Source organism: Mesorhizobium sp. Pch-S (genome assembly GCF_004136315.1).
Taxonomy (GTDB): domain Bacteria; phylum Pseudomonadota; class Alphaproteobacteria; order Rhizobiales; family Rhizobiaceae; genus Mesorhizobium.
The window spans coordinates 4,241,110-4,266,510 of sequence record NZ_CP029562.1 but is presented as its reverse complement, the minus strand read 5'-3'; the positions used below and the strand labels follow the sequence as shown (position 1 = coordinate 4,266,510).

The 25,401-nt window shown below is 62.3% G+C and carries 23 protein-coding genes and 1 pseudogene; 9 read left to right on the top strand and 15 right to left on the bottom strand.

Annotated elements, in window-relative coordinates:
- Window positions 1-27: 27 nt before the first annotated feature.
- The 7 genes and pseudogenes from C1M53_RS19925 to C1M53_RS32175 all read right to left on the bottom strand — a co-directional run bounded on the left by C1M53_RS19925 (window position 28) and on the right by C1M53_RS32175 (window position 8,895).
- Window positions 28-1,329 (bottom strand): cytochrome b N-terminal domain-containing protein, encoded by a 1,302-nt coding sequence (locus tag C1M53_RS19925; RefSeq protein WP_129413812.1) that lies wholly within the window; start codon window positions 1,327-1,329, stop codon window positions 28-30.
- 17 nt (window positions 1,330-1,346) lie between these two features.
- On the bottom strand, window positions 1,347-1,913 hold the full coding sequence (gene petA, locus C1M53_RS19920) for a ubiquinol-cytochrome c reductase iron-sulfur subunit (RefSeq protein ID WP_129413811.1): 567 nt from the start codon (window positions 1,911-1,913) through the stop codon (window positions 1,347-1,349).
- Between the two features lie 222 nt (window positions 1,914-2,135).
- Complete coding sequence (locus C1M53_RS19915; RefSeq protein WP_129413810.1) at window positions 2,136-2,459, bottom strand: DUF6665 family protein; 324 nt, start codon at window positions 2,457-2,459, stop codon at window positions 2,136-2,138.
- 49 nt (window positions 2,460-2,508) lie between these two features.
- Complete coding sequence (locus C1M53_RS19910; RefSeq protein ID WP_129413809.1) at window positions 2,509-4,398, bottom strand: ABC transporter ATP-binding protein; 1,890 nt, start codon at window positions 4,396-4,398, stop codon at window positions 2,509-2,511.
- Window positions 4,399-4,516: 118 nt separating this feature from the next.
- Window positions 4,517-6,427: an ABC transporter ATP-binding protein gene (locus C1M53_RS19905; RefSeq protein ID WP_129413808.1), complete on the bottom strand. Its 1,911-nt coding sequence runs from the start codon at window positions 6,425-6,427 to the stop codon at window positions 4,517-4,519.
- Window positions 6,428-6,586: 159 nt separating this feature from the next.
- A pseudogene (locus C1M53_RS19900) lies at window positions 6,587-8,475 on the bottom strand (ABC transporter ATP-binding protein).
- Window positions 8,476-8,514: 39 nt separating this feature from the next.
- Window positions 8,515-8,895, bottom strand: coding sequence for a hypothetical protein (locus tag C1M53_RS32175; protein ID WP_245488215.1), 381 nt, complete (start codon window positions 8,893-8,895; stop codon window positions 8,515-8,517).
- A 451-nt stretch (window positions 8,896-9,346) separates the two neighbouring features.
- Here C1M53_RS32175 and C1M53_RS19890 point away from each other — a divergent pair, with 451 nt between their 5' ends.
- Window positions 9,347-9,805 carry a tRNA (cytidine(34)-2'-O)-methyltransferase gene (locus tag C1M53_RS19890; protein WP_129413807.1) on the top strand — a complete coding sequence of 153 codons (459 nt, stop codon included), beginning with the start codon at window positions 9,347-9,349 and terminating at the stop codon, window positions 9,803-9,805.
- Between the two features lie 256 nt (window positions 9,806-10,061).
- On the opposite strand, the gene C1M53_RS19885 is transcribed toward C1M53_RS19890, so the two are convergent.
- Complete coding sequence (locus C1M53_RS19885; protein ID WP_129413806.1) at window positions 10,062-10,313, bottom strand: hypothetical protein; 252 nt, start codon at window positions 10,311-10,313, stop codon at window positions 10,062-10,064.
- Window positions 10,314-10,412: 99 nt separating this feature from the next.
- Between C1M53_RS19885 and hemF the strand changes: the two genes are divergently transcribed.
- Together hemF and C1M53_RS19875 are read left to right on the top strand one after the other, a co-directional pair.
- A complete protein-coding gene (hemF, locus tag C1M53_RS19880; RefSeq protein WP_129413805.1) occupies window positions 10,413-11,327 on the top strand; it encodes an oxygen-dependent coproporphyrinogen oxidase in 915 nt (304 codons plus the stop codon).
- 211 nt (window positions 11,328-11,538) lie between these two features.
- A complete protein-coding gene (locus tag C1M53_RS19875; protein WP_129413804.1) occupies window positions 11,539-11,724 on the top strand; it encodes a DUF1059 domain-containing protein in 186 nt (61 codons plus the stop codon).
- 19 nt (window positions 11,725-11,743) lie between these two features.
- On the opposite strand, the gene C1M53_RS19870 is transcribed toward C1M53_RS19875, so the two are convergent.
- Genes C1M53_RS19870 through C1M53_RS19860 form a run of 3 tightly spaced genes read right to left on the bottom strand, consistent with a single transcriptional unit; the run spans window position 11,744 to window position 14,276 of the window.
- A complete protein-coding gene (locus tag C1M53_RS19870) occupies window positions 11,744-13,012 on the bottom strand; it encodes a CCA tRNA nucleotidyltransferase (protein ID WP_129413803.1) in 1,269 nt (422 codons plus the stop codon).
- Entirely contained in the window at window positions 13,012-13,647 is a 636-nt protein-coding gene (locus C1M53_RS19865; RefSeq protein WP_129413802.1) for a CoA pyrophosphatase, read from the bottom strand. The genes C1M53_RS19870 and C1M53_RS19865 overlap by 1 nt, the downstream gene beginning before the upstream one ends.
- Window positions 13,647-14,276: a DUF1285 domain-containing protein gene (locus C1M53_RS19860; RefSeq protein WP_129416269.1), complete on the bottom strand. Its 630-nt coding sequence runs from the start codon at window positions 14,274-14,276 to the stop codon at window positions 13,647-13,649. Before C1M53_RS19860 ends, C1M53_RS19865 begins: the two co-directional genes overlap by 1 nt.
- Window positions 14,277-14,442: 166 nt before the next feature.
- Here C1M53_RS19860 and C1M53_RS19855 point away from each other — a divergent pair, with 166 nt between their 5' ends.
- The 4 genes from C1M53_RS19855 to C1M53_RS19840 are packed head-to-tail and all read left to right on the top strand — an operon-like array spanning window position 14,443 to window position 21,257.
- A complete protein-coding gene (locus C1M53_RS19855) occupies window positions 14,443-15,447 on the top strand; it encodes a MoxR family ATPase (RefSeq protein ID WP_129413801.1) in 1,005 nt (334 codons plus the stop codon).
- 11 nt (window positions 15,448-15,458) lie between these two features.
- Complete coding sequence (locus tag C1M53_RS19850; RefSeq protein ID WP_129413800.1) at window positions 15,459-16,376, top strand: DUF58 domain-containing protein; 918 nt, start codon at window positions 15,459-15,461, stop codon at window positions 16,374-16,376.
- Window positions 16,373-19,183, top strand: coding sequence for a DUF4159 domain-containing protein (locus tag C1M53_RS19845; protein ID WP_129413799.1), 2,811 nt, complete (start codon window positions 16,373-16,375; stop codon window positions 19,181-19,183). The genes C1M53_RS19850 and C1M53_RS19845 overlap by 4 nt, the downstream gene beginning before the upstream one ends.
- A gap of 1 nt (window position 19,184) precedes the next feature.
- Window positions 19,185-21,257 (top strand): hypothetical protein, encoded by a 2,073-nt coding sequence (locus tag C1M53_RS19840; RefSeq protein WP_129413798.1) that lies wholly within the window; start codon window positions 19,185-19,187, stop codon window positions 21,255-21,257.
- A gap of 123 nt (window positions 21,258-21,380) precedes the next feature.
- On the opposite strand, the gene C1M53_RS19835 is transcribed toward C1M53_RS19840, so the two are convergent.
- The 3 genes from C1M53_RS19835 to C1M53_RS19825 all read right to left on the bottom strand — a co-directional run bounded on the left by C1M53_RS19835 (window position 21,381) and on the right by C1M53_RS19825 (window position 22,600).
- Window positions 21,381-21,620 (bottom strand): hypothetical protein, encoded by a 240-nt coding sequence (locus C1M53_RS19835; RefSeq protein ID WP_129413797.1) that lies wholly within the window; start codon window positions 21,618-21,620, stop codon window positions 21,381-21,383.
- Between the two features lie 240 nt (window positions 21,621-21,860).
- Window positions 21,861-22,106 (bottom strand): hypothetical protein, encoded by a 246-nt coding sequence (locus C1M53_RS19830; RefSeq protein WP_129413796.1) that lies wholly within the window; start codon window positions 22,104-22,106, stop codon window positions 21,861-21,863.
- 38 nt (window positions 22,107-22,144) lie between these two features.
- Complete coding sequence (locus C1M53_RS19825; RefSeq protein ID WP_348629998.1) at window positions 22,145-22,600, bottom strand: hypothetical protein; 456 nt, start codon at window positions 22,598-22,600, stop codon at window positions 22,145-22,147.
- Window positions 22,601-22,683: 83 nt separating this feature from the next.
- On the opposite strand from C1M53_RS19825, the gene C1M53_RS19820 reads away from it, so the two are divergent.
- Together C1M53_RS19820 and C1M53_RS19815 are read left to right on the top strand one after the other, a co-directional pair.
- Window positions 22,684-23,406 (top strand): response regulator, encoded by a 723-nt coding sequence (locus tag C1M53_RS19820; protein ID WP_129413795.1) that lies wholly within the window; start codon window positions 22,684-22,686, stop codon window positions 23,404-23,406.
- On the top strand, window positions 23,403-24,806 hold the full coding sequence (locus C1M53_RS19815) for an ATP-binding protein (protein WP_129413794.1): 1,404 nt from the start codon (window positions 23,403-23,405) through the stop codon (window positions 24,804-24,806). Before C1M53_RS19820 ends, C1M53_RS19815 begins: the two co-directional genes overlap by 4 nt.
- Here the strand turns inward: C1M53_RS19815 and C1M53_RS19810 are convergent.
- Window positions 24,799-25,272, bottom strand: coding sequence for a hypothetical protein (locus C1M53_RS19810; RefSeq protein ID WP_129413793.1), 474 nt, complete (start codon window positions 25,270-25,272; stop codon window positions 24,799-24,801). The two genes, C1M53_RS19815 and C1M53_RS19810, sit on opposite strands and share 8 nt — an antisense overlap.
- Window positions 25,273-25,401: the final 129 nt, after the last annotated feature.

Genomic DNA, 25,401 nt, shown 5'->3' with positions numbered 1-25,401 from the left:
CCAATATCCCCTGGATTCTCTTTTCGCTCAGCCCTTGGTTTCCGGCGCGGCAGTCGCGCCAGCGGGATGTCCGGAGCCCGCCTTGTTCTTTTCCAGCACCGCTTCGGTGATGGAATTGGGCAGGCGGCGCGGCGTCTCGATCAGACCGAGCACCGGCAGGACGACCAGGAAGAAGGCGAAGTAGAACAGCGTCGAGCCCTGCATTGCCGGAATATACCAACCTTCCGCCGGCTTCGAACCGAGCCAGCCAAGGAAGATGGCATTGGCGGTGAAGAGCCAGAAGAACAGCTTGTACCACGGGCGATAGACCGCCGAGCGCACTTTCGAGGTATCCAGCCATGGCAGGATGAACAGCATCGCGATGGCACCGAACATGGCAAGCACGCCGCCGAGCTTCGAATCGATCGGTCCGATGTTGAAGGTGATGGCACGCAGGATCGCGTAGAACGGCAGGAAGTACCATTCCGGAACGATGTGGGCCGGCGTCTTCAGCGGATCGGCAACCGTGTAGTTGTCCGGATGGCCGAGATAGTTCGGCATGTAGAAGATGAAGTAGGCGAACACCAGAAGGAACACGACCATGCCGAGCGCATCCTTGACGGTCGCGTAAGGCGTGAAGGCGACGGTGTCGGTTTTCGACTTCACCTCGATGCCGGTCGGGTTGTTCTGTCCGGTGACGTGCAGCGCCCAGACGTGCAGCACAACGACGCCGGCGATCATGAACGGCAGCAGGTAGTGCAGTGCAAAGAAGCGGTTCAGCGTCGGATTATCGACCGCGAAGCCGCCGAGGAGAAGCTGCTGGATCCAGTCGCCGACCAACGGAATGGCGGTGAAGAAGCCGGTGATGACGGTAGCGCCCCAGAAGGACATCTGGCCCCACGGCAGCACATAACCCATGAAACCGGTCGCCATCATCAGCAGATAGATGATGCAGCCGAGCACCCACAGCAACTCGCGCGGAGCCTTGTAGGAACCGTAGTACAGACCGCGGAAGATGTGCAGGTAGACGGCGATGAAGAAGAACGACGCGCCGTTGGAGTGCATGTAGCGCAGGAGCCAACCGCTGTTGACGTCGCGCATGATCTTCTCGACCGAACCGAAGGCGAGGCTCGTATCGGAGACATAATGCATCGCCAGCACGATACCGGTGATGATCTGCGACACCAGCATGATCGACAGGATGCCACCGAACGTCCACATGTAGTTCAGGTTGCGCGGCACCGGATAGGCGATGAAGGAGTCATAGACGAGCCGCGGCAGCGGCATGCGTGCGTCGAACCAGCGTCCAAGACCGGTCGTTGGCGTATAGGTCGAGTGTCCCTCGCTCATGGAAATGTCCCCCTGCCTCAGCCGACGCGGATCTTGGTATCGGAGATGAATGAAAAGACCGGAACGGCCATGTTCTCGGGTGCCGGTCCCTGGCGGATACGGCCCGCCGTGTCGTAGACCGAGCCGTGGCACGGGCAGAACCAGCCACCATATTCACCCTGCTGGCCAAGTGGGATACAGCCGAGGTGGGTGCACACGCCGATCATCACCAGCCAGTTTTCCTTGCCCTTGCCAGCGGAACGATCAATGTCGTTGGCTGTGGCATCCGAAGGAAGGTTGGCGTTGCGTGCAAGCGGGTCTTTCAGCTGTTCGAGCTTGACCTCCTGCGCAGCCTGCACTTCTTCCGGTGTGCGGTTGCGGATGAACACGGGCTTGCCACGCCACTTCACCGTCAGGGACATGCCAGGCGTCAGCGAGGACACATCCACCTCGACTGAAGCCAGCGCCAGCGTGGAAGCATCCGGACGCATCTGATCGATGAACGGCCAGGCGACAGAAGCCGCGCCAACCACGCCGGCCATGCCGGTGGCTATGTAAAGAAAATCACGGCGATTGGGATCATGGTTTTCGTCGGTTGCGCTCACGGCTGCCTGGTCCTTTCGCCTCTTCCGCACCGAAAGGCGAGCCCCCTGTCCCGCTTGAGCATCCCCGCTCAATTCGCACCCGCCCGACAGCGCATGGCAACAGGCTAGCGAATTCCTCCGGCATTTGGATTTCGGTTTATGCGTGCGGCCCGTTTTTGTCCAGTCGGGTGAAGACTACAGGGCAGATTGTCGCGGGGAGAAATGCCGCGCCGGAAAATGATCCTATGCCGCCCCCAGCCTGACAAGCACTTCGCGGGGTATCTGAAGGTCACGGATCACCGCGTCATGGCGTCGAAAACCGCACAATTCACGCTGGATGAACCAGGCATAGACGAAACCAGCCGTCTCCTTGAGCAACTTCGCCCTGTCTGCCTCGTCGCCGGTATGGTTTTTAAGCCGCAACAGTGCTTTTTCGGCCCGCTCACCCGCTCTGCCAAGCGCGGCGGCCTTCTCCGCCAGCACCTCGTGCCCCAGCGCATCGAACATCGCCTCGGCCAGTAAACCGCTGGAGGAGCCCGAGTAACCCGATGGCGGCCTAAGTGTCATAATTCACCCTTTCACGTGTCGCCCGATACCTGCCGGATGCCATGATGACTCACTCCGCCGCGCTTGCGGCGTCCAGTGAGTCGTCGCCGCTAAACAGGAAACCGCCCGACTGCCGCTTCCACAACCGCGAATAAAGGCCGTCGGCGGCGACCAGTTCCTCGTGGGTCCCTTCTTCGACGATTCGGCCCTTGTCCATGACCACCAGACGATCGAGGGCGGCGATGGTGGACAGCCGATGCGCGATCGCAATCACGGTCTTGCCCTCCATCAACTGGTAGAGATTGTCCTGGATCGCCGCTTCGACCTCCGAATCGAGTGCCGAGGTCGCCTCGTCGAGGATGAGGATCGGAGCATCCTTCAACATCATGCGGGCGATCGCCACGCGTTGCCGCTGTCCGCCGGAAAGCTTGACACCGCGTTCGCCGACCTGGGCCTCGTATCCCTTGCGACCACGCGGGTCCTCGACATGGACGATGAAGTCGTGCGCGGCAGCGCGCGTGGCCGCCTCCACGATCTCCGCTTCGGAGGCGCCCTCGCGGCCATAGCCGATGTTGTCGCGGATCGAGCGATGCATCAGCATTGCTTCCTGGCTGACCACGCCGAACTGCGCGCGCAGCGAAGCCTGGGTCAGCTCGCGGATATCGCGGCCGTCGATCAGGATGCGGCCCTTTTCCACATCGAACAGCCGCAGCATCAGGTTGACGATCGTCGTCTTGCCGGCCCCCGAAGGTCCGACGATCGCCACGCGTTCGCCCGGACGGATATGCAGGTTCAGATTGTCGATGACGCCGCCTTCCTTGCCATAGTGGAAAGAGACATTTTCGAAACGAATGTCGCCACTGGCGCGCGGCAGCACCGCAGCGTCCTCGGCATCGCGGATAGCCGGTGTCACGGAGATCGTGCGGGTGGCGTCCTGCACGGTGGCGTAGTTGCGCACCAGCCCATTGATGTTGAACATCATCCAGCCCGACATCTGGTTCAGCCGGAATACGAGGCCGAGTGCTGCGGCGATCGCGCCGGTCGAGATGTGGCCCGACGTCCAGTTCATGACAGCGATGACGGCGATCAGGCTCATCATGATGCCATTGAGGATGGCGACCGAGGAACGCACCGTGGTGATCGCCCGTGTCAGCCGCACCACCGCGGTCAGGAAGCCTTCCAGCCCGTCGCGGATATAGGCGTGCTCGCGCTTGCCACTGTCGAACAGCTTGACCGCGACGATGTTGGTGAAAGCGTCGACCAGCCGCCCATTGAAAACCGAGCGCTGGTCGGCGGTCTCACGGCCGGCACGTCGCATTTCCGGCAACAGGAACCAGACGATGGCGGCATAGCCTGCGAACCACAACGCCACGACGACGCCCATCAGGGGATCCAGCGACATCAGGATGGTGATGGCCAGGATCAGGAAGGTCAGGAACGACCACATCGTCTGCAGCACATTGATGATGAAATCGCCGACGGCTTCGCCGCCCTGCATGATCTTGGTCGCAATGCGGCCGGCGAAATCGTTCTGGTAGAAACCATAAGGCTGCTGGATCACGCGCCGGAACGCCTGCCAGCGCACCATCGAATAGAAGCCGGGCACCACCACCTGCTGTTCGACCACCGCCGAAGCGATCATGATGACGGCACGCACGACGAGGATCAGCAACAGCAGTCCAACCAGCGCCGGCCAGTGATCGGCAAGCAGGGTGGCGGGCGAAGACTTGTCGAGCAGGTCGATCAGCCAGCCCACCGACCAGTACATCGCCGCATCCACCGCACCGGCCAGGCCGCCGGTGATGAGCAACAGCACGAAGGCGCCCTTGGCCTGATTGGCAAAGTAGAGAATGAAGCGCCAGGCATCCGCCGGCAGCACTTCACGATCCGTATCGCTGAACGGGTCGATGGCACCTTCGACGGAGCGCCAGATGCGATCACGGAAACGTTCGCTGGTCACGTATCGGTGTCCTCACACTTGGCATCAGGAACCTGAATCAAGGCATCAATCGCCACGCTCATCCTTTTGTTCCGATTCACGTCTTCGCGAGAGCGACGACCGGCGTCTGTCGGAGCAATCATCGCTCCGCTGCCTCTTCGGTCAATCCCGCATTCGTGACGGCGGCGGGTTCCTGTGCGGGATCGTCGCGCAGCAGGAACCCGCCCGACTGGCGCTGCCAGAGTTGAGCATAGATGCCACCCCTGGCAACCAGCTCATCGTGAGAGCCTTGCTCGATGATACGGCCCTGGTCCATCACCACCAGCCGATCCATCGCCGCGATGGTCGAGAGCCGGTGAGCGATGGCGATCACCGTCTTGCCCTCCATCAGGCGATAGAGGTTCTCCTGGATCGCCGCCTCGACCTCGGAATCCAGCGCCGAGGTTGCTTCGTCGAGGATCAGGATCGGCGCGTCCTTCAGCACCACCCGCGCGATGGCGATGCGCTGGCGCTGCCCGCCGGAGAGCTTCACCCCACGCTCGCCGACATGGGCATCGAAGCCGTATCGTCCCTCGCGGTCGACCAGGCCGGCGACGACATCGGCCACCTGGGCTGCATCCACCACCCGCGAGATGTCGGCATCCGTGGCGTCCTGGCGTCCGTATTTCAGGTTCTCGCGCACGGAGCGATGCAGCAGCGAGGTATCCTGGCTGACGAATCCGATCGCCGCACGGACGCTCTCCTGCGTCACGTCGCGCACATCCTGACCGTCGATCAGGACGCGGCCGTCCTGAACGTCGTAGAGACGCAGCAACAGGTTCACCAATGTCGATTTACCGGCGCCTGATCGCCCGACGATCCCCACCCGCTCGCCCGGCGCGATTTTCAGCGACAGGTTTTCGATAAGACCGCCCTTTCCATCCTTGCGCCCGTAGTTGAAGTTGACCCGGTCGAGTTCGATCGCGCCCCTGGTCACCTGCAATGCTTCGGCGCCGGGCGCGTCGAACATTCTGATCGGCCTGGCGATCGTGGTCATCGAGTTGGCGGCCGTCCCGATCTGGCGGAAGATGTTCCCACCGGCGTCCAGTATCCGGTATGAGATACCCGCAATCTGCAATGCAAAAGGAATGGCTGTAGCCACGGCTGCGGCACTCATCCCGCCCGTGCTCCAGCGCGCCAGCGCCAGCCAGCTGATCGCAACGAGCAGGCTGGCGTTCATGACGAACAGGGCCGACCACATGCCGGTGAACACGCGCATCAGCCGGTAGAATGTCTGGGCGTGTTTCAGCACGGCCTGTGAAACATATCTGTCCTCATGTTCGCCGGTCGAGAACGTCTTCAACGTCAGGATGTTGGTGTAGCTGTCGACGATGCGGCCGCTCATCACCGACCATTCTTCCGAAAGGTCCGTCGAGCGCCGCGCGATCAGCGGCATGCAGTATCTGAGCAGCAGACCATAGAGCACCAGCCAGACAGCGATCGCCGCGACGAGCGTGACGTCGAACTGCGCCAGCACGGTGATGGCAACGATCACGAACACCACTGCATACCAGACGGTATCGATGGTCAGGTTGACGGCGATCTCGATGGAATCGCCGCTCTGCATGACCTTGGTGCCAATGCGGCCGGCGAAGTCATTCTGGAAGAACGTCCAGTCCTGCCGCGTGACATGCCAATGACTCTGCCAACGGATGAGATCGATGAAGTTGGGGGCGATCGCGTGGTTGCGCACGAGCGCGTCGAGCACGATAGTGAGCGGCCGCAGGAAGACAACGCCGGCCATGACGACAAGTGTCGTTCCATGCTCCGTGAAGAAGCTGCGCGGGTCGGAACTCGCCAGCAGGCCGACAATGATGCCGACGAAGATCGGCAGCATCGCGTCCACGATCGCGCCTGCAGCGACGAACAGCATGCGCATCGCGAAACCGGCGCGGAACTGCATGATGAAATAGCGGAAAAAGTTCCACAGCCCCATTGGCGGCTGACGCTCTTCAGCCAGCGCAATGGGCGAGTAGCGGGTCTCAAACCACTCGAAAACCTTGGCGAACATCTTCTTCACTCGTGCGGGCTTGGGTCCCTGGGGGACCACAGGCCCCACAGCCGGACTGTATAGATTTGTTTTTCGGGCCGGACCTCGCCCAGCATTGTCTTTCGGGCGGCCCAGGACACCCACCCGCTCCAGTTGGAGCGGGTGGGTGTGAGACCGGATCTATTCGGCCGCCTCGTCCGTCACCTCGAGCTTCATCTTGGCTGCGGGTTCGTGGCCGGGGTCGTCATGCAGCAGGAACCCACCCGACTGGCGTTGCCAAAGCTGGGCATAGAGCCCGCCTTTGGCAACCAGTTCGTCATGCGAACCTTCCTCGATGATACGGCCCTGATCCATCACCACCAGCCGATCCATCGCTGCGATGGTCGACAGGCGGTGCGCGATGGCAATCACTGTCTTGCCCTGCATCAGCTTGTACAGGTTCTCCTGGATCGCCGCCTCGACCTCCGAATCGAGCGCGGAAGTCGCCTCGTCGAGGATGAGGATCGGCGCGTCCTTCAACATGACGCGGGCAATCGCGATACGCTGGCGCTGTCCGCCGGAGAGCTTCACGCCGCGTTCGCCGACATGCGCGTCGAAGCCCTTGCGGCCCTTCGCATCCGACAATCCGCCAACGAAGCCGAGCGCCTCGGCACGTCGCGCTGCCTCCAGCATTGCCTCTTCTCCGGCTTCGGGGCGACCATAGAGGATGTTGTCGCGCACGGAGCGGTGCAGCAGCGATGTGTCCTGCGTGACCATGCCGATATGGGCGCGCAGCGAATCCTGCGTGACGTCGGCGATGTTGTCGCCATCGATCAGGATGCGGCCACCCTCGAGGTCGTAGAAGCGCAGCAGCAGGTTGACGAGCGTCGACTTGCCGGCACCCGAACGACCGACAATGCCCACCTTCTCGCCCGGCTTCACCGTCAGCGACAGGTTTTCAATGACACCCTTCTGCTTGCCATAGTGGAAGCGGATGTCGTCGAAACGGATCTCACCTTTACTGACCTGAAGGTCACCGGCACCCGGCTTGTCTTCAACCAGCCGAGGCATCGAGATCGAGCTGATGCCGTCCTGCACGGTGCCGATGTTCTCGAACAGGCCCGACACCTCCCACATGATCCATTGCGACATGCCATAGAGGCGCAGCACGAGGCCAACCACCACCGCCACGGCACCCACGGTCACGATCTCGTGCAGCCAGAAGCCGATCGCCATCGCACCGACAGCCAGCAGCAAAAGCGAATTCAGCAGGTACACCACGATGTAGAACTTGCTGATCAGCCTGCCTTGCGCATAGGCGGTGTCGAGGAACTCGGTCATGCCTTCGCGCGCGTAGTCGGACTCGCGACGTCCATGCGAGAACAGCTTCACGGTCTGGATGTTGGTGTAGCTGTCGACAATACGGCCGGTCATGACCGAACGTGCGTCGGCCTGGCTTCCGACACCTTGCCAAGTCGTGGAACGAAGTAACGCAAGGCAACGAGATAGGCGACGAGCCAAAGCACGATCGGTGCCGCAAGGCGCCAATCAGCAGAGCCGACGATAATCAGCATGCCGAGGAAATAGACCACGACATAGTTCAGGACCTCAGCGAATTTCAGCACCGTTTCGCGCACGGCAAGCGCCGTCTGCATCAGCTTGGTGGCGATGCGTCCGGCGAACTCGTCCTGGTAGAAGGCCATCGACTGCTTGAGCAGATAGCGATGCACCTGCCAGCGGATGCGCATCGGATAGTTGCCGAACAGCGTCTGGTAGGTGTTGAAGGACGAAAGCGTCACCGCAGCCGGCAGCAGGATTGCGATCACCAGCGCCATGCCCGCCAGCTTCCACCATTCGGTCTGCAGGAACGTTTCCCGGTTCTGAGCCGACAGCCAGTCGACGATGTGACCAAGGAAGCCGAACATCCAGACTTCCAGGAAGGCGATCAGCGCCATCAGCACGGTTGCCAGCAGCACGAACGGCCATGCCGGCTTGGTGAAATACCAGCAGAAAGCCCACAGCGTATTTGGCGGCTCGACCGGCTCTGCGGCCGGAAACGGGTTCAGTTTCTTTTCAAACCAGCGGAACATGGTTTCGTACTCTAGTAAGGAATGAGGTCGCGCGCAGCCTTATGCAGCGCGCGACAGGGTCATGACTTCGCGATCGTCTTCGGCGCGTAGCGTTGCCGGACCAGCAATGCGGGCGCCATCGATATGTGCACCCGAATGCTCGGTTCCGCTACGCTCGCCCTCCTGGAAAGTTGCGGCAGGAGTATCCGTCTTTACCAGACGAGGTCGCAGCAGCCGGATGAACCGGCGTACCAGCGACGGCCGGCCCGGAGCCGGAACAGCGCGCGAGAAGTCGACGTCCGGCAGCATGCCGCGATGCGGCCTGCGACGCATTTCGGCGTGGACAGCCGAAGAACGGGTCTCACCGACCAGCAACGCCCAGGTTGCCAGCTTGCGGTCGTGCAGGCTGCGGGAGCCTGGAGTCTTAAAGGGATCGAACATGGGTCCGTCCTCCATTGAAAAGAACAGGTCGAAAGATGGATTGCGCGCGCCGGCGGAATGCACACCGGGAGCGCCAAACGGTTGAGACTGATTAAACTCGGAGGGGACCGGAGGTCCCTTGGACTGACGAGAAAACATCGCAGGATTCCCTTGATGGCCGGAAAGAAGGTCCGGCTGGAATCGGTGCGATTGGGCCTAAAGAGTTAGGAGAAACGTCGAACCGAGCCAGCCGTCGGGCATACGCCCCAGGCGAGAAAGCGTGCATTACGCATGGTCATCATTTCCATGAACGCCTCCGTCGGCTCGTGTTGACAATGCCGGCCTGATACACGCATTCGAAGAAAATGACCAGACGCCAGTCCAGCAATCGTCGAAACCATGGGATGCCTGTGGCCGATCTGCCACGCACTTTGCGATCAGGCCCTGCGGCAGAACTTGAGAACAGCCGGAAATGAAGCACGGTCTGCGCGTCGCGCTCTACCAGCCGGATATCGCCGGCAACACCGGAACAATCCTCCGCTTTGCGGCCTGCATGGGTCTTGCCGTCGACATCATCGAACCCGCCGGCTTCGACCTCTCCGACCGCAATCTCAGGCGCGCCGGCATGGACTATCTCGAAATGGCCGCGCTGACCCGCCATGTCGACTGGGCGAGCTTCGAGGATTGGCGACGAAGCGAAGCGCGCCGACTGGTGCTGCTGTCGACCAAGGCAGCAGTGCCCTATACCGATTTTGTTTTCGCCAGGAACGATGTCGTGCTGTTCGGGCGCGAATCGGCCGGCGTGCCCGAGGCGGTTCACGCTGCCTCCGATGTCCGCCTGCTCATCCCGATGCAGCCCGGCGCCCGCAGCCTCAATGTCGCGCTTTCGGTGGCCATGGTTGCGGGCGAAGCGCTGCGGCAGCTTGGCTGACGCAGCACCGACCGCGTCCCGTTGCAATCCTCCTGGTTCAGCAAGCTCTCGCCGTTGGCTTGCTCCGAGACATTCCTGCGACAGAGCCCGGCCTGTTCCACACATCGCTGCAACCTTCGTTCGCCTTCGAAGGTCTTCGTTCTAAAAGTTCAAGTTAACTTGAAGTCAAGCGACGAATTCGGCGGATTTGTCGTCGCGAAGCTGTGATCATCTGTTTTGAAGGACCTTCAACCGGATTTTGGCACGCCGATAGCGCTCAATCCGCCGCCGGCAGCCTGCGAATGGTGAACTCGATCACATCACCAGGGCGCTCGAACCAGCTTTCAATGCTGGTCCAATAGGCCTGTTTCGGCCACCGCTCGAACCATTCCTTGGCTTTCAACCTGGCATCGGTGCGCGGCAGGACGAAAGTCTCGCGCAGGAAACCATCACGCGGCGTCGCCTCGGCGCGGGCCCGATCCAGCCTCTTTTTGAGGCCATCCAGCGGTGGTCTTGATGGAGTACGCATGAAAGAACTCCTTGACCCAACGTTTCAAGAGATTAGGGATCGCGCCCGAAAAAGACGAGTCATTTGTCGGGCAACCATGCCCGCGAGCGGAGATGGCAGTTGGAAAGACCCGAAATACCGGTCGGCTTGCCGGCGGACATCGAAAACAGGAAGGAACGCGCACGCACCTGGTTCGAGGAATTGCGCGATCGGATCTGCATCGCCTTCGAGGCGATCGAGGACGAAGTGGCTGGCCCACAGTCCTCCTGGGCGCCGGGGCGCTTCGAGCGCACCCCCTGGCAGCGCGAAGAAGGCAGAGGCGGTGGCGGCGTCATGTCGATCATGCATGGACGCGTCTTCGAAAAAGTCGGCGTGCACGCCTCGACCGTTCACGGTGAATTCTCGCCGGAGTTTCGCAAACAGATACCGGGTGCCGAGGAGGATCCGAGCTTCTGGGCAAGCGGTATCTCGCTGATCGCACACCCATGGAACCCGAATGTGCCCGCCGTGCATATGAACACACGCATGGTCGTCACTTCCCGGCATTGGTTCGGAGGTGGTGCCGACCTGACGCCGGTGCTCGACCGCCGCCGCACCCAGGACGATCCCGATACGCTTCGCTTTCACCGCGCCATGCAGTTCGCCTGCGAGAAACACCCCGCCGTCGCCGATTACGCGAGGTTCAAGGACTGGTGCGACGAATACTTCTTCCTGCCACACCGCAACGAGGCGCGTGGCGTCGGCGGCATCTTCTTCGACTGGTTGCACTCGACGGAGGAAAAGGGCGGCTGGGAAGCGGACTTCCGCTTCGTACAGGATGTCGGCCGTGCCTTCCTGGTCGTCTACCAGCACCTTATGCGCGGTAATTTCAACGAGAACTGGACCGATGGCGACCGCGACGAGCAGTTGGTGCGGCGCGGCCGCTACGCCGAATTCAATCTGCTCTATGACCGCGGTACGCTGTTTGGGCTGAAGACAGGCGGCAACGTCAATTCCATCCTGTCCAGCCTGCCGCCACAGGTGAAGTGGCCCTGAAGCAATTCCAGGAAAAGTGCGTAGTGGTTTTCCTGGAATTGCGAAAAAACAAAAAGTTAGAGCGTTCCCTCGTTTCCGTGAAAAACGGAAACGCTCTAGGCTGCCCGCTTCCTGACAACCACAATGTCCCTGCTCCGCCATTTTCGACGCAACCAAAATGGCGGGCGCGTGTTATGCTGGACGTTCCAGATGACGAGATAGGAGGACTCCGATGAAGGAATTTCATTGCGGCTCGCTGGTCCCCGGCTGCGAATGGCATACGCGGGCAGACGAGGAAGCCGAAGTCATGCGTCGTGCCGTCGAGCACATGCGCGAGACCCATGGCGAGACCATCATCCGTGAAACCATGATCGAAGCGATCCGCTCGCGCATCGACAAGGTCCGCGACGCGGCCTGACCAAGCGCGTCGAGCGGCCCTAGTCAGCAAGCATCTCGGCGGCGCGTTCGAGCAGCGCGCCGCGGTCGGGCTTGAAGCCCTTGCCGATCCATTCGCCTTCCAGATTTTTGAGCAGGGTTCCGAATTTCGGCCCCGGCGGCACGCCGAGGGCCGATATATCCGCACCTTTGATCGGAAATACCGGTTTCTCCCACTTTTCCGCAAAGCCGAGCAGACGCGCATAGCCGCCAGCGTCGGTCAACGCTGCATTGCCATCCATCGCGACGCGCACGCGCGCCGAAGCGAGCGACAGTTTCAACCGGTCGACAATGGACTGGCGGTCGCCAAGATAGAGTGTCTTGGCCAAAGTGCCTTCTGTGGTCTTCATTTCGATCGCCGGCGCCAGCGCCCAGCGTTGCAGCCGGTTTCCCTCATCCGTCGAAAAACGCAGCCGCTCGGCAAGGACCTTCATGCGTGCGGCATCGGGCGGTACGATTGCCTCCAGCCGGAGCAGCGCCTGTGCAGGCCAACCGAGATCGCGCTCTGCCGCGACCAGCCCGTGAATGGCGTCGATACCCCATTTCTCGCTTTCCGGCAGCACACGCGACAGCACTCCGGCCTGGCGCATCCACAGCAGCGCCCGTGAAGGATCCGGCGCCGACAACAGCTTCTTGAGTTCCGACCAGACGCGCTCGGCGGAAAGTTGGTCGAGCCCTTCCTTCAAGCGTGCGCACGCCTTCAGACCTTCCGCATCCGGGCGCCCTGCCCCATACCACGCGAAGAACCGGAAGAAGCGCAGGATGCGCAGGTAGTCTTCGCGGATGCGTTTTTCGGCATCGCCGATGAAACGCAACTGACGAGCTTCGATGTCGGCGATGCCGCCAACCAGGTCGATGACCGTGCCGTCCGCCGTGGCATACAGAGCATTGATGGTGAAGTCGCGCCGTTCCGCATCCGCTTTCCAGTCGCGGCCGAACGACACCTTGGCGTGACGGCCGTCGGTCTCGACATCGGCGCGCAGCGTCGTCACCTCATAGCCCTTGCCGGATGCAACGACAGTGATGGTGCCATGGTCGATACCCGTCGGCACGGCCTTGAACCCGGCAGCCCTGGCACGCCGCACCGTCTCGTCGGGCAAGGTGGTGGTGGCGACGTCGATGTCGGCTACGGGCTCGCCGATCAGCGCGTTGCGCACCGCACCGCCGGCGACGCGGGCTTCCTCGCCATCGCTCGATAGTGCTTCGAGCAACCGCTTGAGATGCTTGTCGTTGAGCCAGTCGGCCTTGTCGGCAATGGAGACCTGGCTCATCAAGCATACAGCCTTTCGTAGAGGGTGCGGATGATGCCGGCCGTGACGCCCCAGATCCGCTGGCCGTCATAGGGCATTTCATAGAAAAACCATTCGAGGTCGTTCCAGAACCGGCTGTCACGACGATGATTGGCCGGGTCCATCAGGAAGCCGAGCGGAACCTCGAAGGCGGCATCGACCTCGTCGCTGTTCAAGGTCAGCGAAAAACCGGGCCGCACGATCGAAAGCACCGGCGCGATGCGGTAGCCGCTGCCCGAGACATAGTCGGGCATGCGACCGATGACCTCGATGAACTCGCGTCCGAGCCCGACTTCCTCATCGGTCTCACGCAATGCGGCGAATTCGGCGGAGCGGTCACCACTATCGATGCGCCCACCCGGAAAAGCGACCTGCCCGGTGTGGCTGCGCAATGTCTCGGCGCGTTTGGTCAGCAATACCGTGGCCTGCGCGCCCCGATCGACCACCGGAATCAGCACCGCCGCGTCGCGCAGCGGTTCGCTGCGCTTCAGGCGTGGATGCCCTGGATTGAAACGATGGTCGCCATCCTCATCCGGATGGATGATGAAATTTTCCTCGCGCGCCGCGCGCGCCCGAAAATCGGCAGCCGAAAACAATGAAGGAACCGGCTGATCCATCAGTTGCTCAACTCCGCAAGCCGCGCCGCCGGCATGATCGGGTAGGTCTGCTTGTTCGACCGCACCGCAAACATGGCAACGCCGTCGACGTCGATCTCTTCGCCGTGCCCGACCAGTTCATACATCACGGCACGCGACACCAGCGCCTCAAGCCGACCGCGCACCAGAACGTAGGGCTTCAGCCCGCCGGTCTCGGCTTCGTCCACGAAACGCAGCGGATTGGACGGCCCGACCTCGACGACATCGCCGACATTGGTGCGGAAGGTGATGACCTGGCCATCTCCAGTGCCGGAGACATTGACCTCGACGGCGACAAAGGGGGCGTCGACCACCCGGATACCGACCCTCTCGACGGGAGTGACCAGATAGGTCCTGCCGTCTTCATCCTTGCGCAGCACGGTTGAGAACAACTGCACCAGCGGCATCCGGCCGATGGGTGTCCCGAGATAGAACCAGGTACCGTCCCGGCGGATTTCCATGTCGATGTCGCCACAAAAAGGCGGATTCCAGCGCTCCACCGGTGGCAACCCCTTGCCGGAGCGGGTCGCGCGCGCGACCAGCGCTTCCAGCCCGCGCGCATCTGCGACGGCGGTCAGGCTGTCAGGCGTTTGTCCGGAAGCTTCAGTCATCGTCACGAAATAGTCACTGTTGTTGCGCTTGTCAGCCTTACACGGTCAAATAAGCTCGGGGCCAGAGCCCGGCGACGGCCGAATCGCGGCATAATAAGCGCTGAGATGATGCGGGGCCTATGTTTACGACAACACGGGTGTCCCCAACGACAAGGATCGATGCCTCATGAGCGTGATGGTCAAGGAAAGCCCGATCGACGAAAAGCAGATGATCGCCGAGGCGGAAAAGGCGCTTTCCGATATCTCGCGCATTCGTGACGGCGTCGGCAAGGTTATCTTCGGCCAGGAAAGCGTCATCGAACGCACATTGGTCGCGATCCTGGCCGGCGGCCATGCGCTGCTGGTTGGCGTGCCAGGCCTTGCCAAGACCAAGCTGGTGGAGACACTCGGGGTGGTGCTGGGTCTCGACGCCCGCCGCATCCAGTTCACGCCGGACCTGATGCCCTCCGATATACTGGGCTCCGAAGTGATGGAGCAGGATGACATCGGCAAGCGCTCCTTCCGCTTCATTCGCGGCCCGATCTTCGCGCAGTTGCTGATGGCGGACGAGATCAACCGCGCCTCGCCGCGCACGCAGTCGGCATTGCTGCAGTCGATGCAGGAGTACCATGTGACCATAGCGGGTGCGCGACACGACCTGCCCGCTCCCTTCCATGTGCTCGCCACGCAGAACCCTCTGGAACAGGAAGGCACATACCCGCTGCCCGAGGCACAGCTCGACCGTTTCCTGATGCAGGTCGACATCCTCTATCCCGAGATCGAAGCCGAGCGGCGCATCCTGCTTGAGACAACCGGTGTCGACGAAGCCAAGCCCGAGAATGTGCTCGACCCGGCAAGGCTGCGTGAGATCCAGACGTTGATACGCCGCATGCCGGTGCCCGAGAGCGTTGTCGAGGCGATCCTCAAACTGGTGCGGTCCGCCCGTCCGGGCCAGGGGGACGCCGAGACCGACAAGAACATCGCCTGGGGCCCGGGTCCGCGTGCCAGCCAGGCATTGACCTTGTGCGCCCGCGCCCGCGCGCTCTATGACGGACGCCTTGCGCCATCCGTCGACGACGTCAGGGCCTTGGCAGAGCCTGTACTGCAGCACCGCATGGCGCTGACCTTTGCGGCACGAGCCGAAGGCATGAGCGTACGCGACGTGGTGGCCAAGCTCACCAAGGGACTTTAGGTAGAGGCCTGATGGCGAGGATAGGCGAGGCACAGGCACCAGTAGCCGCGCGGGATGCGCTGGCCAGAGGACGCCTGCGTGCTTCGCTGGTACCGGATCTGCTGATCGAGGCACGTCGCATCGTCAACACCGTCATCGCCGGTTGGCACGGTCGCCGCAAACGTGGCATCGGCGAGGATTTCTGGCAGTTTCGGCCTTATGTCGAAGGCGAAGCGATTGCCAACATCGACTGGCGCCGCTCGGCGCGTGATGACCATATCTACGTGCGTGACCGCGAATGGGAAGCGGCCCACACCGTGTGGCTGTGGGCCGATCCTTCTTCGTCAATGCTCTACAAGTCGGCGGGAGCCAAGGTTTCCAAGCAGTCGCGCGCGCTTGTGCTGACACTCGCGATGGCTGAATTGCTGTCGCGCAGCGGCGAGCGTATCGCATGGCCTGGCCTCATAGACCCATTCATCAATCGCAACGGCGCCGAGCGCATCGCGTCGCATCTGGCACAGGCCAGCATTTTGCCGGCAAAGCCGGATTTCTCTGGCATCCGTCGCTTTTCCGACGTCATTCTTGTCAGCGACTTCCTTGATCCGGCCGGAGAAACGCTCGAATGGCTGGATGGCCTGGCGCGTCGCGGCGCTCGCGCGCATCTGGTCGAGGTGGCAGACCCCGCCGAAGAGACCTTCCCCTACGCCGGCCGCACCGAGTTCACCGATCCTGAGACCGGCGACAAGCTGACCGCGGGCCGCGCCGAGATTCTGGCCGACGAGTATCGTAATCTCTATGTCGCCCGCCGTGAGACGGTCGCCACCTGGGCGAAACGCCTGGGCTGGAGCTACACGGTCAACCATACCGACCACCTGGCTTCGGAAGCGCTGGTCCGCCTGCATATGGCCTTGAGCTCGGAAGACAGCCATCTCGGAAGGGTCGGCACATGAGCTGGCTTCCACTCTCATTCGGCGCGCCGATGGTGTTGTGGGGGCTGATTGTCCTGCCGATCATCTGGTGGCTGCTGCGCTTCACGCCGCCTAAGCCACAAACGGAAGTGTTTCCGCCACTCAGGATCCTGGCCAGGGTCCTCAAATCCGACGACACGCCGAACCGCAGCCCCTGGTGGTTGACACTGCTGCGGCTGGTTATGGCCGCCCTTGTCATTTTCGCGATCGCCGAACCTGTCTGGAACCCGCGCGAACGCATCCCCGTCGGGGGAAACCTGCTCGCACTCGTCATCGACAATGGCTGGGCGAGCGCACCAGACTGGGACAAACGTGTCGCGACCGCGGGCCGCCTGATCAACGACGCAGAAAAGAAGGAAATGCCGATCATCCTGGCCTTCACGTCGGAGAAGGCCAATCAGGACATTGGCCCCTACGGCGCCGGTGAAGCACGCAGTCGCCTCAATGCGGTCAGGCCACGCCCCGTACCGGTCGATCGGGAAGGAGTCTTTCTTGCTGTCGCAAACACGATCGGGGACAAGGCGGGCGTGACGCTGGCCATGCTGACCGACGGTCTGGCCGCCAAGGACGATGCCAAGGCCTTTGCACCGCTGCTCGAACGCAAGCTGGCCAACATTGTCTGGGCGACGCCGGATCGCCTCGACATGGTCGGACTCACAACAGCCGACAACGGCCTCGATCGCTTCAGCGTCACGGCAGTGCGCGCACCGTCAGGAGCAACTCCCCGCTTCATGACTGCCGGTGCTTTCGACGAGAAGGGGCGTCGCATCGGCGACGCCCCGATCACCTTCCGGCCAGGCGAAACAACGGCGTCCGGCGAGATCGTCGTTCCCTTCGAGCTGCGCAACGATTTTGCATCGATTGCACTCGACGGTGAAAATCAGGCAGCCGGCGTAAGGTTGCTGGACGGCACGGCTAAACGGCGGCGTGTCGGGTTGCTCTCCCAGGCGCCGACAGACGACACGAGACAGCTCCTGTCTCCGCTCTATTATATCCGCCGGGCGCTGGAGCCGTCTGCAGATATCATCGAGCCGAAGAGTCCGGACCTGCTGCAGGCCATTCCCGAGCTGCTCGAGCAGAAGCCTGCCGTCATTGTCATGGGCGATGTCGGCACGGTGCCGGAGGCCACGCGCGCGCCATTGATCAAATGGATGCAGAACGGTGGCACACTGGTCCGGTTTGCCAGCACGCGCCTGCTTACCGCCGGCAACGACGAAGACTTGCTGCCGGTGAAGCTGCGGCTGGGCGAGCGTCAGCTCGGCGGCACCCTGTCCTGGACCGAACCGCAGAAGGTGACCGAATTCCCGCCAAACGGCCCCTTTGCGAAACTCGCTCCGCCACAGGATGTCACCGTGACCCGCCAGATCCTGGCAGAACCGACACCAACGCTTGCCGAGCGCACCTGGGCGACGCTGGCCGACGGCACGCCGCTGGTGACGGCAGATCGCCGCGGCAAGGGCATCGTCGTGCTTTTCCACATCACGCCAGCGGCAACCTGGTCGAACCTGCCGATTTCGGGAAGCTTCGTCGAAATGTTGCGGGCCATCGTCCAGCTTTCACGCAACCAGGGCGCAACGGGAAGCGCGGAAAGCGGACCGGCCGCATCGTTGCCGCCATACCGGATGATCGCCGCCGACGGGCAGATCGAACCCCCGAGTGGTGATGCAAAGCCGCTGCAGACCGGCAAAGGGCCGCTTGCCGTGACGATCGAGAATCCGCCGGGTCTTTACGGGACGGAAGACAGCGTGTTCGCACACAATTTGCTGACTGCCGACGCCACACTGACACCGATCCGTAGACCGACAACATCGGTACCGATTGTTGCAGAGAGCTACGCGGTCGACGAGTCGCGCGACATGAAAGGACCGCTCTTGTTCGGAGCGCTTGCCCTTTTGATCCTCGATGGCCTCATCGTGCTCTGGCTTGCCGGCCTCTGGCGCCGGAACGCCAGACGGATCACTGCAGCGGTCCTTGCACTGATCGTGCTTCCCGCTCTGTTCCTGCAAGCTCCGCCAGCCTCGGCAAACGACGCCAAGCCTGACGACCCCCAGGCAATCGAGGCCACATCGGTGACCCGCCTCGCTTATGTCCTGACCGGCAATTCCAGCATCGATTCCGTCAGTCGAGCCGGCATGACGGGATTGACCCGCTTCCTGCGCGAAAAGACCGCGCTGGAACCAGGAGAACCCACCGGCGTCAACGTCGAAAGCGACGACCTGGCTTTTTATCCGCTCATCTACTGGCCGGTTGATGCCAATGTCCCGACGCCGTCGCAAGCGGCGATTGCCCGCATCGACGAGTATATGAAGAACGGGGGAAAGATCCTGTTCGACACGCGCGACCAGTACGCGGCATCGATCGAGACATCGACCAGTCCGGCAACCCTGCGCCTGCGCGAAATCCTCGGCAGTCTCAACGTGCCGCCACTGGAACCGGTACCGTCCGATCACGTGCTGACCAAGTCGTTCTACATTCTCAACGATTTCCCGGGACGTTTCGCAGGCAGTCCGCTTTGGGTGGAAGCTTCACTGGAGGCGGCGAATCCCGACAATCGCCCGGTCCGAACCGGAGACGGCGTTACCCCGATCATGATCACCGCCAATGACTTCGCCGGTGCCTGGGCTGTAGATGGCAGCGGCAGCCCCCTGCTGCCGACCGTGCCGTCCGATCCAATGCAGCGCGAACTGGCTTTCCGCTCCGGCGTCAACATCATGATGTACATGCTGACGGGCAACTACAAATCGGATCAGGTCCACGTGCCGGATCTGCTGCAGCGGCTTGGGCAGTGACATGAACTGGTCGGTCGCATTGGACCCCCTGCTCTCCTGGCCGCTGCTGGCAGCGATCCTCGCACCACTGGCGCTTATCGCGGGCGCGGGTCTGTGGTTCCGGCAGCGGGGCGCTTACCTGCGTCTTGCAGCGCTCGCCGCCTTTGCGCTCGCTCTCCTGAACCCTGTTCTGCTCGATGAGGAGCGCGAAGCTTTGAAAAGCGTCGTGGCTGTCGTCGTCGACCGCAGCCAGAGCCAAGATATCGGCGATCGCAAGGCGCAGACGGATGCAGCCCTTGCCGGCCTGAAGGAACGGATTGCCCGTTTCAAGCAATTCGACGTGCGTGTTGTCGAAGCGGGCAAGAGTGGAGCAGCCGAAGAGCGTACCGAGACAAGACTGTTCTCGGCCTTGAACGGCGCGCTGCGCGACGTGCCGCCGTCGCGTGTCGCCGGTGCGGTGATGATCACAGACGGCGAAGTGCACGACGTGCCGGCCGGACGTTCGGAACTCAACGCCCCGCTGCACGCGCTGATCACCGGCCAGGAAGGCGAGAAGGACCGCCGCGTCCGCTTCGACAAGGCACCTCGCTTCGGACTGGTCGGCAAGCCGCTCGACATGACTTATCGCGTCATTGCCACCGACGGCCAGACCGGGCCGGTTGAAGTGCGTGTTTCCGTCAACGGCCAGCAGGTGGCCGTCGAACGCGCCTTCATTGGTCAGGAAATGCCCCTGCAGGTCACGATCCCGACTGCGGGCCGCAACATCGTCGAGCTTGCCATTCCGAAGGAAGACGGCGAACTCACCGATGTAAACAACCGCACGATCGCGCTGGTGGACGGCATCCGCGAGAATCTGCGCGTCCTGCTCGTTTCGGGAGAGCCGCACGCTGGCGAGCGCACCTGGCGCAATCTGCTGAAATCAGATGCTTCGGTGGACCTGGTTCACTTCACCATCCTGCGGCCGCCGGAAAAACAGGATGGGACGCCGATCAATGAATTGTCGCTGATTGCTTTTCCTGTCCGCGAACTGTTCGTGGAGAAGATCAACGAGTTCGATCTGATCATTTTCGATCGCTATCAGCACCGCGATGTGCTGCCGACCCTCTACTACGACTACATCACGGAATATGTCGAAAAAGGCGGCGCGCTGCTCATCGCCGCCGGTCCGGAGTATGGTGGCCAGGCCAGCATCGCACGCACACCCCTGATGGGAGCCCTGCCCGGCATGCCCACGGGTGAAGTGATCGACAAGTCCTTCTATCCGCGCTTGACCGACCTCGGCCAACGCCACCCCGTCACACGAGGCCTGGAGGGCTCCGAGCTCAACCCACCACGCTGGGGGCGCTGGTTCCGCACCATCGGCATCGACAGGCCGGAGGGCGAGGTTGTCATGAAAGGCGCCGACGATCGCCCACTGCTGGTGCTTGACCGCAAGGGCGAAGGTCGTGTCGGCATGCTGCTGTCCGACCAGGGTTGGCTGTGGGCTCGCGGTTTCGAAGGCGGTGGCCCCTATGTGCAGCTCTATCGCCGGATCGCGCATTGGCTGATGAAGGAGCCGGAGCTCGAAGAGGAACGCCTGACCACGGAGGGTCGAGGCATGACGCTCGAAGTCCGCCGCCAGACCATGAGCGAGGACCCCGGCAGCGCGCGCATCATCACACCGTCCGGCAAGGCCCTGACGATCAAGCTGCAGAAATCGGAACCCGGCATCTTCAGCGGCAGTGTCGAAGTGAGCGAGATCGGGCTCTATCAGGTCGCAAGCGGCGATCTCACCGCGCTGGCGCATGTCGGTCCAGTCAATGCACCGGAATTCGGCGACGTGGTTTCGACGGAGAACATCCTGAAACCCGCAGCCGAGGCCACGGGCGGCAGCGTGCGCCGTGTGGCCGCCGGCACCGGCGGTGATGTTACCTTGCCCTCGATCGTGCCGATCAGGGACCAGGCTGAAGCGGCAGGTCGCGACTGGATCGGCCTGCGAACCACGAATGACAGCGTGCTGAAGGCTGTCTCGCGTGTTCCGCTTTTCGGCGGTTTCCTTGGCCTGGGCCTGCTGCTCCTGGCGATGGGCAGCATGTGGTATCGCGAGGGCCGCTAGGAAACGGAGCGTTCAGCCTTGCGATCGGACCGCGAAGACAACCACGCGCATCGACATCGGTAAAAAGAGGGCCGCTCTCCGGATACCGGAGGCGGCCTTTCTTAGCCTGTCGGTCGGGAGTGCTCACACCTTCTTGGCGGCCATGTGGACATGGTGCCGACGGGCATGATGCCGATGATGCTTACGGGCGTGATGCCTGCTTGCGTGATGCCTCTTGTGCGCAACGCTGTGGTGACGGTGATGCTTCTTGTGCACGACATGCTTGGCGACTTCGGCGGCATTTGCCGTGCCTGTGCCGAGGGCAGGAACCGCGAAAGCGAGCGCGACAGCAAGGCCGAGAGCTGAAAGGATGGACTTCTTCATGGGAGTTGTTCCTGGTTGCGCGGGCCTGTCCGGAGGCACGGCCGAGGGCCGACTGCCAGCGGTCTTCGAGAACCCTGGTGCTGGGGCGGAACAGCGGGTGGGCCGCTCGGGCGTCACCCGTTCTGCGCGTCGGAGCGCCTTTCCGCTGTGGCCCGCATGGCCGCGGCGGGTCTTAGTCCTAAGTGGCAAGGCCGCCTTCGTGAGGGGGTTCGAAGACGGCCTCGAGGTCGCCAGGACGAATTACATCGTCTTCTTGGCTTCGGCCTTCTTGGCAGCCTTCTTGTGCTTCTTCACCTTCTTGACCGCCATCTTCTCGACCGGCTTCTTGGCGGTCGTGGTGGCGGTAGCCGCCGGGGCAGCCGCTGGGGCGGTCGTCGTTGTCGTCGCGGTCGCCGAAGCGGCGTTGGCGGCGGAAGTGCCGAGAACTGGCATCGAGAAGGCGAGAGCAACGGCGAGGCCGAGAGCGGAGAGAAGGGTCTTTTTCATGATCTGCTTTCCTTTGTTCGCAGGCTGGGTTTCGAGCTTCACTGGCTGGAATCGTCCGGTGTCACTCCGAGGAGCTTCAGTGCGTTGGCGAAAGTCCGGATACCCTGCGCCTGCTTGTGATCGGCGCAGTAGCGGGTCGCCTTTTTCTGGAGCACCTTTGCCTGGGCGACCTGCACCGCCTGGGCGTGGTTTTCGATGGCCTCGTCGAGCTGTCGACTTAGCCGGTTGCAACGTTCGCTTCGGGTGATCGCAGCTTCCGCGTTCGAATGTCCGGCACCGACCATGGCGAGCGAAATGCCGAACAGCGCTCCCATCCATCGATACGAACTTCTTGGCATGGCCGGGTCCTGGTCTCCCTGTGGCGAGGCGCCGCGACCGGTGTTCTGGCCGCTGCGGTTACTGTTATGCCATTGATTTTTTTCAGGAGTTTTTCCAGTTTGTTGAATTTTGTTTCTGGATTGTTTCTGCGGACTTTTTGTCGATCCGCTGGCCAAGACACCCGGGCGGTCCTATCCTATATGACGCAAATCACGACCTCGCCGCCGGCCGAGAGACCGGTCCAGAAGACAGGTATTGAGTGAAAACCGATCCGCATATTCTCATCGTCGACGACGACAGGGGCATCCGCGATCTGCTGCAGGAATTCTTCGAGAAACGCGGCCTGCGCACCTCGGTGGCACGCGACGGCACCGAAATGGAAACCGTCATGCGGCGTGGTCATTTCGACCTGGTCGTTCTCGACGTGATGCTGCCGGGCAAGAGCGGCCTCGAACTCTGCCGCGAACTGCGTAGCGCCAACCAGGACATCCCGATCATCATGCTGACGGCGGTCAACGAGACCACCGACCGCGTCGTCGGCCTCGAGATGGGGGCCGATGACTACCTGCCGAAACCGTTCGACCCGCGCGAATTGCTGGCACGGATCCGGGCCGTGCTGAGGCGCAACGGCGGAGCTGTCGAAGCAAAGCGCCTGCCGCCCCGGCAGATTTACCGTTTTGCAGGCTGGACCATGGATTGTTCGCGCCGCAGCCTGGTGGCGCCCGGCGATGTGCGGGTGGAACTGACCGCCGCCGAGTTCAATCTGCTGCATACGTTCGTCAAGAGTGCCCAGCGCGTGCTGACCCGCGATCAGCTCATCGAGCTTTCGGGCGGCGATGGCGCCATCGCCTACGACCGCAGCATCGACATCCTGGTCAGCCGGTTGCGTCGCAAGATGGAAGACGATCCAAAGACGCCGCAGTTGATTCAGACGGTACGCAGCGGCGGCTACCAGTTCATTCCCGAGACCGTCAGCGAATGAAGCGATTCCTGCCTCAGACCCTGCCTGCCTGGGTCCTGTTGGTGGTGATCGCCAGCCTGCTCGTCAGCCAGGTTGCGACCCTCTACATCGTTGCGCGCGACCGCGCCGCGGCATCCGACGTCGTCGACTATTATCGGCTGAACGATCGTGCCTTCGCCGTCGTGCAACTGCTCTATTCGGCCACACCGGTGGACCGCAAGCGCATGGCTTCAGGGGTGGCAAGCACCAGCTACGCACTGACGGTTTCGGACACGCCGGTCGTCGCGTCGTCAATCGCCCAGGACGATCAACTGGCGGAACTGGAAGATATTCTCGTCAGTCGCCTGTCTCGCTTCGGCGTCATCGAAGCGAGAGTGCGGCGTGACGCCGCCACCGAATCCGAAAAGCCGCCGCGCAGGCCAGGCACCGACATCGGCCAGGTGGAGAAGGATCTGCTAACGCTCTCCGCAGGTTTTGCGCACAGCGACAAGCTGACCGCCTCGATCCAGTTCTCCGACGGTCAATGGCTGAACTTCACCGAACCGATCATCCCGCCGGGACCGGTGTTGAGTCCGGAAAGCCTGCCGCTCTACGGCATCATGGCCGGGCTGGTGGTTGTGATGTCGGTCTGGTCCATCCGTCGCCTGACCGCGCCCTACAGGATCATGGAAACGGCGGTGAAGCGCATCAGCAAGGATCTGAAAAGTCCTGCGATATCCGAAGCCGGCAGTCGTGAGATCAGAACCGCGGCGCGCGCCATCAATGTGATGCAGTCGCGGCTGCGCGAATATGTCGAGGACCGCGAACAGCTGGCGGCTGCGCTGGCGCACGACCTGCGCACCCCGCTCACCCGCATGCGCCTGCGGCTTGCGCTGCTGCGCAAATCGAAGCTGCGCGAAGACCTTGCCAGGGACCTCGGCGATATCGAGGACATCGCCCGCTCCGTCATCGACTTCGCCACCTTCGAGGTGGCCGAAGAGAAGAGCGAGCGCATCGATTTCGTATCCCTTGTGGAGTCGATTGCCGACGGCTTCCCGGACGTGACGCTGGATGACAACGAACTGCCTTCGCGTGAACTGATATGCAGGGCGAGACCGGTCGCGCTCAGGCGATGCGTCACCAACCTCGTCCAGAATGCGGTGACCTATGGTCAGCGAGCGCAGCTCAGCCTGCACCATTCGGATAACCAGATTGCCCTGGTCATCCGGGACGAAGGCCCCGGCATACCGCAGGCCAAGCTCGATGCCGTGTTCAGCCCGTTCATCCGGCTGGAGAAATCGCGCAATCGCGAGACGGGTGGTCTCGGCCTCGGCTTGACGATCGCCCGCAACATTGCTCGCGCCGCCGGCGGCGAAATCTATCTGTCAAACCATCCGGAAGGCGGGCTTCAGACCGAACTGCGCCTGCCACTCGCTACCTAGGCCGGGCGGTCTGCGCTGTTGGCGCGCGACGGAAGTACGCGCCGGCGTCACTGCGGTAGGCGAAGATGACACCACCCCAGACGGCCAAGATATGCAGGATGCGGCTGATAATCATCGACCACATCGCAAGACTGGCTTCACTGATGAAGCTCAGTGCATCACCACCGTCCGCGACCCACATGATCGGTTCCAGAACCAGGGAAAGCGTACCGAGGCCGCCATAGATCAGCGTCAGCAGGTGACGCGCGACGTTGGAGCCGCGCCGCATGAAGGTCGCCAGCGAAAACAGCAGCACATAAGCACAGGTGCGCACCGCAAGTTCGGTGCCGCTCTCGGAAAGGGCCTGCATCGGCCCACGCGGGTCACTCAGGAAACGGGCGGCCAGTTCGGTCAGCGCGGTGATGATCGCGACGATCCAGAACCAATATGCGATACGAACTGCAGCAGGAGCATTCCGGGCACTCATCTCATTCCCTCCCAGGAACCCGACGGGCGATATGGGTCGGAATCGAAAACCAGCAAGCCTGCCCTGCCCCGATGGACCATCGGGTGAGGAGGCTCTGGCATAACATGATTATATTCGAATGCGCGGCAG